The organism is Paenibacillus praedii (genome assembly GCF_049725345.1).
Taxonomy (GTDB): domain Bacteria; phylum Bacillota; class Bacilli; order Paenibacillales; family Paenibacillaceae; genus Pristimantibacillus.
Genome location: NZ_JBMWAM010000007.1, coordinates 1 through 12,290, shown reverse-complemented (window position 1 = coordinate 12,290; position 12,290 = coordinate 1). Strand labels below are relative to the sequence as shown.

The 12,290-nt window shown below is 48.4% G+C and carries 14 protein-coding genes; 6 read left to right on the top strand and 8 right to left on the bottom strand.

Features of this window, described 5'->3' with window-relative positions; genetic code table 11:
* Window positions 1–76: 76 nt before the first annotated feature.
* Together yunB and ACO9K6_RS08470 are read right to left on the bottom strand one after the other, a co-directional pair.
* On the bottom strand, window positions 77–1,231 hold the full coding sequence (gene yunB / locus ACO9K6_RS08475) for a sporulation protein YunB (protein ID WP_424767120.1): 1,155 nt from the start codon (window positions 1,229–1,231) through the stop codon (window positions 77–79).
* Window positions 1,232–1,438: 207 nt separating this feature from the next.
* Window positions 1,439–2,329, bottom strand: a complete 891-nt coding sequence (locus tag ACO9K6_RS08470) for a sugar phosphate isomerase/epimerase family protein (RefSeq protein ID WP_424767119.1) — start codon at window positions 2,327–2,329, stop codon at window positions 1,439–1,441.
* Between the two features lie 220 nt (window positions 2,330–2,549).
* Here ACO9K6_RS08470 and ACO9K6_RS08465 point away from each other — a divergent pair, with 220 nt between their 5' ends.
* Window positions 2,550–2,765 carry a hypothetical protein gene (locus tag ACO9K6_RS08465; protein ID WP_424767118.1) on the top strand — a complete coding sequence of 72 codons (216 nt, stop codon included), beginning with the start codon at window positions 2,550–2,552 and terminating at the stop codon, window positions 2,763–2,765.
* Window positions 2,766–2,952: 187 nt separating this feature from the next.
* On the opposite strand, the gene ACO9K6_RS08460 is transcribed toward ACO9K6_RS08465, so the two are convergent.
* The 4 genes from ACO9K6_RS08460 to ACO9K6_RS08445 all read right to left on the bottom strand — a co-directional run bounded on the left by ACO9K6_RS08460 (window position 2,953) and on the right by ACO9K6_RS08445 (window position 6,067).
* Window positions 2,953–3,969, bottom strand: a complete 1,017-nt coding sequence (locus tag ACO9K6_RS08460) for an HD-GYP domain-containing protein (RefSeq protein ID WP_424767117.1) — start codon at window positions 3,967–3,969, stop codon at window positions 2,953–2,955.
* A gap of 163 nt (window positions 3,970–4,132) precedes the next feature.
* The gene (locus tag ACO9K6_RS08455; protein WP_424767116.1) at window positions 4,133–4,366 is read right to left on the bottom strand and encodes an HPr family phosphocarrier protein; all 234 of its coding nucleotides are present in this window, start codon (window positions 4,364–4,366) and stop codon (window positions 4,133–4,135) included.
* Window positions 4,367–4,562: 196 nt separating this feature from the next.
* Window positions 4,563–5,393 (bottom strand): TrmH family RNA methyltransferase, encoded by an 831-nt coding sequence (locus tag ACO9K6_RS08450; RefSeq protein ID WP_424767115.1) that lies wholly within the window; start codon window positions 5,391–5,393, stop codon window positions 4,563–4,565.
* An 8-nt stretch (window positions 5,394–5,401) separates the two neighbouring features.
* Window positions 5,402–6,067: a potassium channel family protein gene (locus ACO9K6_RS08445; protein WP_424767114.1), complete on the bottom strand. Its 666-nt coding sequence runs from the start codon at window positions 6,065–6,067 to the stop codon at window positions 5,402–5,404.
* Between the two features lie 166 nt (window positions 6,068–6,233).
* On the opposite strand from ACO9K6_RS08445, the gene sspI reads away from it, so the two are divergent.
* Complete coding sequence (sspI, locus tag ACO9K6_RS08440; RefSeq protein WP_424767113.1) at window positions 6,234–6,467, top strand: small acid-soluble spore protein SspI; 234 nt, start codon at window positions 6,234–6,236, stop codon at window positions 6,465–6,467.
* Here the strand turns inward: sspI and ACO9K6_RS08435 are convergent.
* On the bottom strand, window positions 6,461–7,666 hold the full coding sequence (locus ACO9K6_RS08435) for an alpha-D-ribose 1-methylphosphonate 5-triphosphate diphosphatase (RefSeq protein ID WP_424767112.1): 1,206 nt from the start codon (window positions 7,664–7,666) through the stop codon (window positions 6,461–6,463). The genes sspI and ACO9K6_RS08435 overlap by 7 nt on opposite strands.
* Before the next feature lie 610 nt (window positions 7,667–8,276).
* Window positions 8,277–8,837 (bottom strand): GbsR/MarR family transcriptional regulator, encoded by a 561-nt coding sequence (locus tag ACO9K6_RS08430; protein WP_424767111.1) that lies wholly within the window; start codon window positions 8,835–8,837, stop codon window positions 8,277–8,279.
* A 242-nt stretch (window positions 8,838–9,079) separates the two neighbouring features.
* Between ACO9K6_RS08430 and ACO9K6_RS08425 the strand changes: the two genes are divergently transcribed.
* The 4 genes from ACO9K6_RS08425 to ACO9K6_RS08410 all read left to right on the top strand — a co-directional run.
* Complete coding sequence (locus ACO9K6_RS08425) at window positions 9,080–10,288, top strand: quaternary amine ABC transporter ATP-binding protein (RefSeq protein WP_424767110.1); 1,209 nt, start codon at window positions 9,080–9,082, stop codon at window positions 10,286–10,288.
* Window positions 10,275–11,111, top strand: a complete 837-nt coding sequence (locus ACO9K6_RS08420; protein WP_424767109.1) for an ABC transporter permease — start codon at window positions 10,275–10,277, stop codon at window positions 11,109–11,111. Before ACO9K6_RS08425 ends, ACO9K6_RS08420 begins: the two co-directional genes overlap by 14 nt.
* Before the next feature lie 9 nt (window positions 11,112–11,120).
* Complete coding sequence (locus ACO9K6_RS08415; protein WP_424767108.1) at window positions 11,121–12,032, top strand: glycine betaine ABC transporter substrate-binding protein; 912 nt, start codon at window positions 11,121–11,123, stop codon at window positions 12,030–12,032.
* Between the two features lie 24 nt (window positions 12,033–12,056).
* On the top strand, window positions 12,057–12,290 hold a 234-nt coding region (locus tag ACO9K6_RS08410), incomplete at its 3' end, for a transposase (protein WP_424767107.1).

Genomic DNA, 12,290 nt, shown 5'->3' with positions numbered 1-12,290 from the left:
TTAACTCATCCATTAAAAAACGACTTTATCCTCCACAGCTGCGGAAAACGATAAAGTCGTTTTTGTATTTTAAGTTTCATTCGGAAGCTGAATTTCCTTTGTTATCTGCAGTTCCGCCCTGTGCGTCACCCGCTCCTTCATTTGGCATTTCCGCCGTCCCCCTTGAATTCAATACGCCGGCATCATTCAACCCTGAGGGTTCATTATGTTCGCTGCTCGAACTGACACCTCCGCTTCCTTGCCCGAGAGGCACGGATATATTAGGCGCCTGTGCAGCAGACTCTCCAACCGGCTTCCCATTGCTGTCGTAGTAGTACATTGGCACATCGCCCACTACGAGTAAATATGATATCGGAATATCCGTCTCAACAAGCTCCGGCTCTGTGTCGAACGGAATGATAATCGTAACCTCCGCCACGATGCGAATGTATACCTCAACCAATATCATATTGATACCCGCATCCTTCTGCCTTGTGCTTAAATCGACCTTTACCGCGCCGACCGGCTCAAACTTTACCGGTACTCTTGGTCCGAAGGAGGAAATGATCGCACTGTTCAAGGCGTGCCCGATCGGGATATGCTCTGGAATATTTTTCATTTCCGTTAACGTCGTTTGAACCGTATTGATCGTTTGCGAGGTTATGCTCATATGCTCTGCATAATTGAGCATAAAACCTGATATTTTACCGTTAATGTTCATTTTCCAATCAATCAGCTTGTCACTTTCAGCTCTCTGGGCAACCTGCTCGGTAATTGCTTTGTTGATCGCTTGCGTCGCAATTTGCTTGACTCTGATTTTAGCAATATTCATAAGTGGCGGTCGCAAATTGCGTTCCACATACACAAAGGACTGAATCGAAAAAATCATAGCAATGATAAGCGAAATGATAATGATCGTACGCCGCCTTATTCGCGGCCTCGCCGGTCCGGCTCCCCAGCTGCCGCCCGATCCGCTTACGCCTTGACTCCGGCTCCGATTGCCTAGCAGCGAGAACGGAGAACGGCGTGTTCGCCACCTTCCTCCGCCTGAGCTTGGCCGCGTGCCCCATTTCATTGAGGAGGAGCTTGAGCCGGATCCCCATTTTTTTGGAGCAGAGCCAGGTGAAGCTGTGCTGCCGCGACTTCCCCATTTGACCGTTCTTACTTTGGAAAAAGTTTGACCTGACCAAAGCTGCATCCGGCTGCTGCCAAACAGCGGAAACCGCCAGCCCCTTCTGCCCCATTTTGCCAACTTCATCCCCTCCCGCTTCATCCTGTCCGCTGTCTATATACATTCTTATGCAGGACATGGCCAAAAGAGAAGACAGCCTTTTGTGCGCTTACTTCAAAACAGAGTGCAGTTTACGCAAAATGAGATGCAGTTTTCAGACGGATGGAAAGGTCTGATAGCTGCACCTCATTTTTAAGCGTTGAGCAAATATTTGCGTTCTGCCCGCATCTACAGAAGCGAGCGGATGTAAGCGATGTTGTCGCGAAGCAGCGTCTCGGACGGGGCGGAGCCGCTGAAGTCCTCAAAGCTAAGCCAGCCGTCATAGCCGGTTGCCCGCAAATCGGCAATAACCTGCGGCCAATGAACGCTGCCCTCGGCAATCGGCGACCATGCAGCCTGCCAGATCGGGCCGTGCTGTGCATTTGCCGCTTCTGCACCAGATTTTTCTTCGATTTTTGGCAGCGGCGCATCAGTTCGCTTCCAAATTGCATTTTTCACATGGACATGCGCCAAATACTCGCCCAGTACCTCCAAGCCAAGCTTATACTGCTCATAGCCTTCAAAAACCATATTGCCCGGATCATAAATGACGCCGATACGCTCAGGATCGAAGCCCTCAACGAGCTGGCGAGCAAGGGTGGCGCTCGGAGCAATGTTGCCAAAATGAACCTCGATTGCACCCTTTACGCCATAGGCCTTGCTAAGCTCCTGTACTTCGTGCAAATAAGAGCGGCCATCCATGAGCAATTCTGTGTAATGACGGCTGCGATCGTAGCCGGGAACACCTACTCTAATGGATGGAGCGCCAAGCAGCTTGGCCGCACGCATTGCGGTCTCGGTTGCCATCAAATCACCAGCTTGAATATAAGCCGCTAAATTAGGTGCAACTAGGCCAGCCCCGTCAGCAAGACGTTTCAAAGCCATCAAATCTTCCTCCGAGCTGGTTGTCTCTACAGTAGACAAGTTATTACCCCAAAACGAGGGCGCTTCGCCGCGCTTCTCTGGAGTGCTGCTTGTAAACCGCCATTCAACGCCATCATAGCCATTGCTGCTAAGCAGCTCTATCGTTCTCTCTTGCGTACAATCAGGCAGCATTACGGTGAACACGGAAAGTTTCATTCTCCACCTCGTTAATGAATTAGTTGTTAACGCTTACTCCATCGTAGCATATTGCCTGCCCCACCTCTTCGCTCTGCTTTGCGTATAACGTCCGCCTATTTGACTGTGGTTGTTATTGCGGCTGCATTTTACATTCAAGCATAGAGGACTTTGCAAATGGGGACGCGTACGATAGACTGAATGAAATGAGAAATACGTCAGCAAACGAAGGAGTTTATTTATGGCCGTTAACCGTCGTCTAGACACTGACACAGATTTTGAAGAGGTATTCGAAAAGCAGCTGCGCGTTCGCGTGTTCCAAGACAATCAGATCGTGGAATCCAGCGCGATTGTCGTGAGATTTGATGATAGCATCGTCGTGACCCAATCAGGCGTAAGCGATATCGCGTATCATAATCGCAAAGATTGCGAATTTTTCGAGCTTAGAAAGCGTTGATTCACAGCAAAAAACGGTGCCCCCCCTCATGCATTCGCATAATAGGAGGGCACCGTTTTTCTTAGCATTCGACTCCGGCATTTGGCACCGTGCCGAAAACTCCATGATCAACAGGCTTCGCAAGCGTACTCTCAGCCCGTTCCAGATCCAACATTTTGTTTTGTCATCAGCACTTTGATCCATGATGTTATGCAATAATGGATTGAATATGGACTTCTCTTTCCTGACTCAAATCCAAGAAATAATCAACGAGCTTGATCAACGGGGTTTCAATATTATGAGGGTTGATGTAGACGACCTCACCCTCCCGCCCATCCGTTAAAAGCACCTGCTTGCCAACAAGCCTCTTCATCATATTTTCAATAAATACCGATATCACCTCAGGGTTTAAGGCACCGAACTTTCCCTCGCTCATTTGGCTTACGATCTCATGAAAGGATAGCGGTTCGTGATAAGGACGCTTGGACGACATCGCATGAAAAATATCCGCAACGGCTACGATCGAACTGAACAGGTCAATGTTGCCCTTCTTAAGGCCCAGCGGATAGCCATTGCCATCCTCACGTTCATGATGCTGCAGCGCAACGCGTGCAATTCTAATGCTGAGGCCAGTCGTCCCTTTAAGCAGCTCATATCCATAAATCGTATGCTTCTTGATCAATTGAAACTCAGCATCAGTAAGCTTTCCTGGCTTATTCAAAATTTCAAAAGGCAGCTTGATCTTCCCAACATCGTGCAGCGTAGCTGCGAGGGAAAGCAGTATCAGCTCATTTTCCTCCAAATGCATCCATCTGCCAATGAGCGTAGCGATGATCCCAACACCTACATGATGTTCATATGTATAGTCATCCTTCGCCTTCACGGCTTCAAACAGTTCGAAAATATTCGGATTTTTAGTAATCTCTAAAATTACAGGCAGCACCGCATTGCGAATATCCATTAAGGGAACCTTTCGTGTCACCCTGATCGATTCGAACAGCTCTTTCGATATGGACACGGTTTGCTGCACTCGCTCACCGATCAATACATTTTTTGATGAAACAGCTTGTGTCTCAGATAAAAGTACGACGTCTTTAATATCCACATTATGGTTTCTAATAAGTTGCAACGTTTCGAGCGTAATAACGGTGTCGGCAGGTACAATCGTTACACCGATTGTATTCAACACGTCTTCCTTAATGATCCTTCCGATCCATTTCTCCATCTTCCCACCCCTCCAAAGATGACGCTTGCTTGGTTTGGTTTAGTTTACCATAAATTCAGAGGATTGCGATCTATGGAAATTAGAAAAAGCAGATATGAAAATAGGAGAAAGCAGTCATTCCCGCTTTCTCCTCATTTGCAGACCTGTTACAGGTTTGCTGCCTTTATTCAATAACAAGATACTGCTCCAGCTCTTTAAACAGGGAAACATAATCCGCATCATCCGGAATAACAAGCGCCAGCGGCTCATTGAGCTTCAGTACGTACATTCCCAATATCGACTTCGCATCGGCCATTCCGCTTTTTCCATGAATCCAAATATCAAACTTGTACCTGCTGACGATGTGGTTGATATGCTCAATATCCTTAACATCCTTCAGCTTAATAGGTCTCATCATATCGCTTGCCTCCCAACGATTGTTTTAAGTCTGCTGCTGCTTCAAAGAATGCTGGGCCGATAGCTATTTAGCCCTCAGCCTAATAAATAAAATAGCAGATCCCATATCCTCAAAACAGTAGACAAAAACAATAAAAGGGGGATAATGCTCGGTTTTTCAAGTACGGATACATGTTACTGACCATTACTTTTTTCTTTCATATACCATTAACGTATTTCCGCTGCCGCAAACCCTCATATAAGCAAATAGTGGCAGCCATAGCCACATTAAGCGACTCCGCTTGGCCCACCATCGGTATGATCACCGATTCTTCGACCTGCTGCCGCACTTTCTCGGATAAGCCCTCTGACTCGTTGCCCATCAGCAGCCATGTCGGCTGTGTCCAGTCGTAGCTGTAGCAAGTATGCTTCGCCTGGAGACTGGTTCCAATAACCTTCACGCCCTTCGCTTTTGCCATCGGCAGCAATTCGATTAAATCGCCTTCAATGACAGGCAGGTGAAACAAGGAGCCCATCGTCGAGCGCACCGTCTTCGGATTGTACAGGTCAACGCAGCCTTTGCCAAAAATGACCGCATCTGCTCCAACCGCATCGGCACTGCGGATAATCGTGCCGGCATTTCCGGGATCGCGCACGCCGTCAAGCACAACAACGAGACAGTGTGCACCAAATAATGTCCGTTTATCCGCCTTAAGCTTAGACACCACGGCAAACACAGGCGGCGGAGTATCCGTGCCTGTGCATTTGGTCATAACCGAACGGGAGGCCTGCACCCACTCCAGGCCGAGCGTTGCCTCTGAATCATTCGTTTCTCGTTCATGCTTAAGCTCCGCAGGAATGCCGCGTTCGGTATCATAGACAATCGTTGCGACATCAGCATTGCCTTTCAGCGCTTCCAGCACGAGATGGACGCCCTCGATGAGAAATTGTCCGGAGCGATCGCGGTTTTTCTTGTCAAGCAGCGATGCCCAGTGCTTGACCTTATCGTTTTGCACCGATGTTAGTATTGAATCAAAATTTTCATTCATCGTTATCTTTAACCTTCCGAATATGCGATTTCTAATTCCTTCAATTCCGAGTTTTTACCGACGATGACAATAACGTCATCGCTGCCGATCAGGTCATCTGCGTAAGGGGCGATGTTCATCTTCGTGCCCGTTTTGATGGCCATGACATTGCATTTATATTTCGCCCGGATGTCCAGCTGCTTCAAGCTTTTGCCGATCATCTGCACAGGGGCTTTAATTTCGATGATGCTGTAATCATCGGAAATTTCGATGTAATCAAGTATGTTTGGCGATACCAAATGATGCGCGACCCGAAGACCCATATCACGCTCTGGAAAAACAACCTTGTCGGCGCCGATTTTATTCACCACTTTACCGTGAAGCTCGCTCTGCGCTTTGACGATTAGCATTTTCACGCCAAGATCCTTCAATATAAGCGTCGTTAGAATGCTGGACTGAATATCTTGACCAATGGCCACGACCACGACATCAAAGTTCCGTATGCCAAGCGCCCGAAGCGCTTCTTCATCCGTGGAATCGGCGGATACCGCATGGGTTACCGTACTGGCAACCTCCTGCACGCGCTGCTCGTTCGAGTCGATGGCCAGCACCTCGAAGCCCATTTCCGTCAACGCTTTGGCAACACTGGAGCCGAACCTCCCCATGCCGATTACTGCATATTGTTTTTTTGCCATCGTTCGTAAATCCTCCTCGTAGGATGATTGCTGCTCGCAGACTTATTCATACCGCAATAACAACAGACGCTTTCCCAGTATACCACAGCATAGTCATTCGGATGAAAGCCGGCGCTGCTGGACATAGTAAATAAGTAAATCCGAATGCGTCAGGAGGTTATTTGAGTTGAAAACGATTGATTTGCGTCAGGCGATCGTTATGCGTGTACAGGATAATTCCGCCAAAGAGCTGTCGGAGGTCATCGAAGACTCTGTTGGGGCCGATGAAAAAGCTTTGCCCGGGCTTGGAGTGCTCTTCGAGATGATCTGGCAGCAGTCCACGGAGCCGGAGCAAAGCCGTATGGTCGATTCACTTTACAAATCCCTACATCATACCGAGCATGCGAATCCGTCTCAATAACGGGTCGTTGCCGTATAGACAAGCTGGCCTCCTACAATGGTATTCGTCACCCAAGGCTGGTCTTCATAACGATCCACCACAATGAAATCGGCTGCTTTGCCGCGCTCGATAGAACCAAGCTCACTATCCGTCTGTAGTGCCTGAGCGGGGTTCAGCGTTACCATCCGAACAGCTGCCGGCAAAGCAGCAATACCATCATCCGCAAGCTTGAACACGGCTGCCAGCATCGATGACGGGTGATAGTCGGAGCATAAAATATGGGCAGCATCTGCTTTGATCGCATCTACTGCACGTAAATTTTTGTCATGCGATACGCCTCTAACGACATTCGGAGCGCCTACGCATACATGCAGACCCCGTTGGGCCGCATGCTTCGCAGTTGCCAGATTGATCGGGAACTCGCATACCGACACGCCGCATGCGAGTGATTCTTCAACCTTCTCAATCGAATCATCATCATGCGAAGCAATCGCTATGCCATGCTCTGCCGCGAGCTGGCCTAGCCTCTGCAATTGTACCCCATCCATTTGCCGGCGGCGCTCCATGAGCTCTTCCACAATAACGCGAACCTCATCCAGACTGACGCCTTGATTTTTCATCACATATCTCTCAAAGGAGCCCGGCTCACGATATTGCCCCTGCCCTGGCGAATGATCCATGAAGGATAAATAATCAATGGCGTTCTCCTTCAAATAACGCTCTACAATTGGCAGTCCCGTCAAATGTGAAACCTCGAAACGCAAATGAATACGATTGCGAATCATCGATCTTTTGCTCCGGTAGCTGAGAATATGCTCGATCATGCCTGTCAGCAGATAATCCCCTCGCAGGCTTAAACCCACACCGAGGGATAAGGAATGGTACATCGTTGTAATCCCGTGCACAGGCAGCTTCCGTTCGAATTCGAGCAAAGCCAGCTCTAATGGAAATAACGTATTGGGCCGCGGCTGTACTTCCTTCTCAATGGCATCGCAGTGGATATCAATCATACCCGGAAGCACATACTGCCCGTTCACATCCAGCGTAGCTGCAGAAGGATTCAGCTCAAGCCAAGCCTGAACGGATTCGCTTTCGGTCAGTATGGCGTCTATGCGGCCCTCTTTGACAGCTACTGCTCCTTCTGCAATTTGATCCGGCAGCACAATCCTTCCATTTGTCAGAATGATTGGCATTGCGTTCGAAATGTTGTGATCACTCATCGTACGATTGCCCCCTGCCCCATATTTATACCATTAGCTTACCATAACCATCTCTTGAAAATCATCCTGCAGCAGCGCTCTCGAACTTCAACCTATATTCCCCAGCTCACGTCTCCAAGCATAGAACTGAGGTTCGTTCATCTCATGAAGCTCAAGATGCACTCCAGGAAGCGCTTCGAATACAACCGCGTGATAATCGCCTATAGCGGCTATTACGGTCTCAACGTACTGCCCGTTCAAGGACAATAGAGGCTGCGCGGTTTTCAGTGAACATTTATCCAGAGTCCAAAACCTTCTTCATCGTGCTCAGCTTCATCACTAGGCATATCCTCCGATATCATAATTAGCGAAACGGCGGCCCCTTCCTGTCCAATCGCACAGAAAAAAAGCCATAGGCAATAAATCCCCATCGCTTCTGCTCAGAACAAAACAAAGCCCAGACGCGTCGCGTCTAGACTTCGTTAAGCTTCCGCTTTAGGAGTGAGGGGCAACGAAATAATTGATTTCCGACTGTGTCCCGGTTCATATTCATCATTGTATGCTGCTCACTCCCTTCCGTATAATTTTTGACCATTATAGCGCACCCCAAAGAGAATTATAAATCTTTTCCTCAGCTCTCATCTTTCGGGATAAAACGGTAAATATCGCCGGTTTCGAACGATTCAATCAGCCGCTCCAGCCAGTTATAATATTTCAGTGCCTCGTCAATTTTCTGCTCGTCACTTGCCAGCACCTGCAGAAAGGCCGGCTCTCCTTCATACTGCTGCTTGAGCGCTTCAATTTCCTTCATTGAACGGGCCAGGGCGCTCATGTTTTGCTCCACAGCTTTCCTCCATTTAATCGAGAAGAAATCCGCGAAGTTCTGGTGCCAGTCCGGTACCACCTCGTACAAATCCTTGCGGGAGCCTTTTCCCCAAACCTTATTTATCATCTTCAGATCATGCAGCGTCCGCATGCCTGTACTCATAGACGTCTTGCTCATCCCCATCGTCTCGCTCATCTCATCAAGCGTAACCGGTTCCTGATTGAAATACATATTTCCATATAAATGGCCAATGGATAACGTAATGCCGTACAAATCCATATTTTTGCCGATGGATTCAATGACGCGTCTGCGCGTATGCTGCAGCTTTGCGCGCTGCTCGTCCGTTAATGCTGCAAGTTCATTCATGTCGGTTCCTCCCGAGGAATATTGTTTCCCCCACTCAATCCTACAACATGTATTGTAAACAAATGCTCATCCATATGTAAAGAATGCTCTTGGTATGAAAAAGGGAGTTATTAAGAGGAAACGGTACGTAAAGTACGTAAAGTTAAAACTGTACAAATAATACGATGGCTCACGCCTTTTGACCATAACAAAGATAACCAACTACACTTGAAGAGTCGAAATATTCCACAAGGGGGCATAACATGGCGATCATAGAAGCCAAGAGGCTAACCAAAATTTTCGGAGCCGATCCGAAAAAGGCGATCCCGCTGCTGGATAAAGGATGGTCAAAAGAAAAGATTTTCGCGGAAACGAAACTTACTGTCGGTGTTAATCAAGCCGATTTCGCGATTGAAGCAGGACAAATCTTTGTCATTATGGGCTTGTCCGGCAGCGGCAAGTCAACACTCGTGCGTCTGCTTAATCGACTGATTGAGCCGACGCATGGACAGGTGCTGTTCAACGGAACGGACGTGCTGCGCATGTCAGCTGAACAGATCCGGCAGTTCCGAAGAAAGAATGTGGGCATGGTGTTTCAGAAATTCGCGCTTTTCCCGCATCGCACGGTCATCCAGAATATCGAATATGGCCTAGAGGTGCAGGGAATTAACAAGGGGAAGCGTAGAGAAATGGCGTTGCAATCGCTAGAGCTTGTAGGGCTGAAGGGCTGGGAGAACAGCTATCCCGATCAACTCAGCGGCGGTATGCAGCAGCGTGTGGGATTAGCGAGGGGACTCGCCAACGATCCGGACGTGCTGCTTATGGATGAAGCGTTCAGCGCGCTCGATCCACTTATCCGCAAGGATATGCAGGACGAACTGCTTGAGCTTCAGTCGAAAATGAAAAAAACGATCGTGTTCATCACACACGACTTGAACGAGGCTTTGCGAATCGGCGATCAAATCGCTCTGATGAAGGATGGCAGCATCGTCCAGATCGGCTCGCCGGAAGAAATATTAATGCAGCCTGCAAACAAATATGTAGAGCGCTTTGTTGAGGACGTCGATTTATCCAAGGTGCTGACCGCATCGCATGTGATGGTGAAGGCTGAGACAATCACCCTTGAGAAGGGCCCGCGGGTCGCCCTGCAGTTCATGCGCGATCGCGGCGTATCCAGCCTTTATGTTGTAGACAAGGGGATGCGGCTGCTTGGCGTTATTACTGCGGACGATGCTTCGAATGCGATTAAGAATGGGCTTAAGCTGGAGGAAGCGATGGAGCAAGAAGCGCCAACCGCCAGTCCTGACACACTGCTGCATGAATTATTTGAATTAATGAGCAATTCCAGGTTTCCGGTATCCATTACGGATGAGAACGGACGGTTAAAGGGAATCGTCATCAAAGGCGCGGTTCTCGCCGCCTTATCCGGAAGTTCAATGCTTGAGGCAGGTGTACAGCATGAATCTGCCTAAAATACCGCTAGCCGACTGGATTGAATGGCTGGAGACTTGGCTTGAAACGAATTTTGAGCCGCTGTTCAAATTGATTAAGCTTGTCGTTGGCGAGACCGTCAATGCACTTGAAGCGACTCTAAATTGGTTTCCTGCCATCGTCCTTATTCTATTATTTTCCATGCTTGCCTGGTTTATCGGCAGATGGAAGATGGCATTTTTCACGCTAATCGGTCTGCTTGTCATCGAAAACCTAGGCCTATGGAGCCAAACTATGCAGACGCTAGCGCTCGTTCTGACGTCAGCCATTATTTCGGTTGTTATCGGGGTACCCATCGGAATTTTGTGCGCGCGGAGCGTCATTATCCAAAAAATCGTTACACCTGTACTGGACTTTATGCAGACCATGCCAGCCTTCGTATATCTGCTGCCAGCAGTTACCTTCTTCTCGCTTGGCGTCGTTCCAGGCGTAATCTCATCGATTATTTTCGCGATCCCGCCAACGATACGTCTGACGAATCTAGGCATACGCCAAGTACCGTCCGAGCTGGTTGAAGCCGCTGACGCCTTCGGCTCGACGCCGACACAAAAGCTGTTCAAGCTTCAGCTTCCGATCGCATTGCCGACGATCATGGCCGGGATTAATCAAACGATCATGCTGTCACTGTCCATGGTCGTTATCGCATCGATGATCGGCGCCCAAGGCGTAGGCGAATACGTATATCGCGCGGTCTCCCAAGGTAATACAGGCGCCGGCTTTGAAGCTGGTCTTGCCGTTGTCATATTAGCCATTATATTAGACCGCCTGACCCAGCAGGTCATGGCCAAAACCAAAACATCTTAATCATAAGGAGTGATTTTTTTGAAATTGAAAAAATGGTATGTTATGTTATCCGCAATGATGGTGATCGTATTGTTGGCAGGCTGCTCCTCTTCCAGCACTAATGCCAACACCGAATCTAACGGAGACTCCATCGGAGCTGGCAATAAAAAAATAACGTTAGCATATGTCGCTTGGGATTCTGAAATTGCCAGCACGCATGTCGTGAAAGAAGTGCTCGAGCAGAAGCTGAACTATGAGGTAAGTATGCTTCAGGTCGATGCTGGACCCATGTGGGCCGGCGTCTCTGACGGAAGCGCGGATGCGATGGTAGCAGCTTGGCTGCCAACGACACATGCCTCCTACATTGAGAAATATGAAGGACAATATGACGATCTGGGACCTAACCTCGACGGTACAAAAATCGGTCTGGTCGTGCCGCAATATATGGATATTAACAGCATTGAGGATTTGAACGATACGGTAGGCGCTTCGCTTGACCACACTATTATCGGCATTGAACCAGGCGCTGGACTTATGATGTCTACAGAAAAAGTGGTCGATGAGTATAAGCTTCGGGATAGCTGGACGCTGCTGGCAAGCTCCTCCGCGGCCATGACGCAGCAGCTTGAGAAAGCTTATGCTAATGAAGAGCCAATCATTGTAACGGGCTGGACCCCCCATTGGAAGTTCGCAAAGATGGATCTGAAATATTTGGAGGATCCTAAAAATATTTATGGCGGGGATGAGCAAATTCATACGATAGCCCGCCAAGGACTAAGCGAGGATCAACCGGAAGCCTATGCTTTCCTTGATAAGTTCAATTGGTCCCCGGACGATATGGCTGCAGTGATGATTCAAATTCAGGAGGGTGAAACACCTGAAGCAGCAGCTAAAACATGGGTCGAACAAAATGCGGCTAAAGTTGAAGCTTGGCTGCAATAAAAACGCAAAAAAACAGCAGGGCGGATGATGAACTGCACCCCAATTGTTAGACACCATCTAACGATTGGAGGTGCAGTTTTTTTGACTAAATTCAATCTAGAACTAAAAAAAGAAGCCATCAATCAATATCTTTCGGGAACTGCTGGGGCAAAGAGCATTGCGAAGTCCTTAGGCGTCAATTATGAAGTCCTGCGTATGTGGATCAAGCAATACGAATATCATGGCCTGAAAGCCTTTGAAAAAAGCTATACAGCCTAC

What these genes read in the sequence shown, in the direction of transcription:
- ACO9K6_RS08470 (WP_424767119.1), bottom strand. Translation starts at nt 2,329, where the DNA reads ATGAAACTTTCCGTGTTCACCGTAATGCTGCCTGATTGTACGCAAGAG.
- ACO9K6_RS08465 (WP_424767118.1), top strand. Translation starts at nt 2,550, where the DNA reads ATGGCCGTTAACCGTCGTCTAGACACTGACACAGATTTTGAAGAGGTA.
- ACO9K6_RS08460 (WP_424767117.1), bottom strand. Translation starts at nt 3,969, where the DNA reads ATGGAGAAATGGATCGGAAGGATCATTAAGGAAGACGTGTTGAATACA.
- ACO9K6_RS08455 (WP_424767116.1), bottom strand. Translation starts at nt 4,366, where the DNA reads ATGATGAGACCTATTAAGCTGAAGGATGTTAAGGATATTGAGCATATC.
- ACO9K6_RS08450 (WP_424767115.1), bottom strand. Translation starts at nt 5,393, where the DNA reads ATGAATGAAAATTTTGATTCAATACTAACATCGGTGCAAAACGATAAG.
- ACO9K6_RS08445 (WP_424767114.1), bottom strand. Translation starts at nt 6,067, where the DNA reads ATGGCAAAAAAACAATATGCAGTAATCGGCATGGGGAGGTTCGGCTCC.
- ACO9K6_RS08435 (WP_424767112.1), bottom strand. Translation starts at nt 7,666, where the DNA reads ATGAGTGATCACAACATTTCGAACGCAATGCCAATCATTCTGACAAAT.
- ACO9K6_RS08430 (WP_424767111.1), bottom strand. Translation starts at nt 8,837, where the DNA reads ATGAATGAACTTGCAGCATTAACGGACGAGCAGCGCGCAAAGCTGCAG.
- ACO9K6_RS08425 (WP_424767110.1), top strand. Translation starts at nt 9,080, where the DNA reads ATGGCGATCATAGAAGCCAAGAGGCTAACCAAAATTTTCGGAGCCGAT.
- ACO9K6_RS08420 (WP_424767109.1), top strand. Translation starts at nt 10,275, where the DNA reads ATGAATCTGCCTAAAATACCGCTAGCCGACTGGATTGAATGGCTGGAG.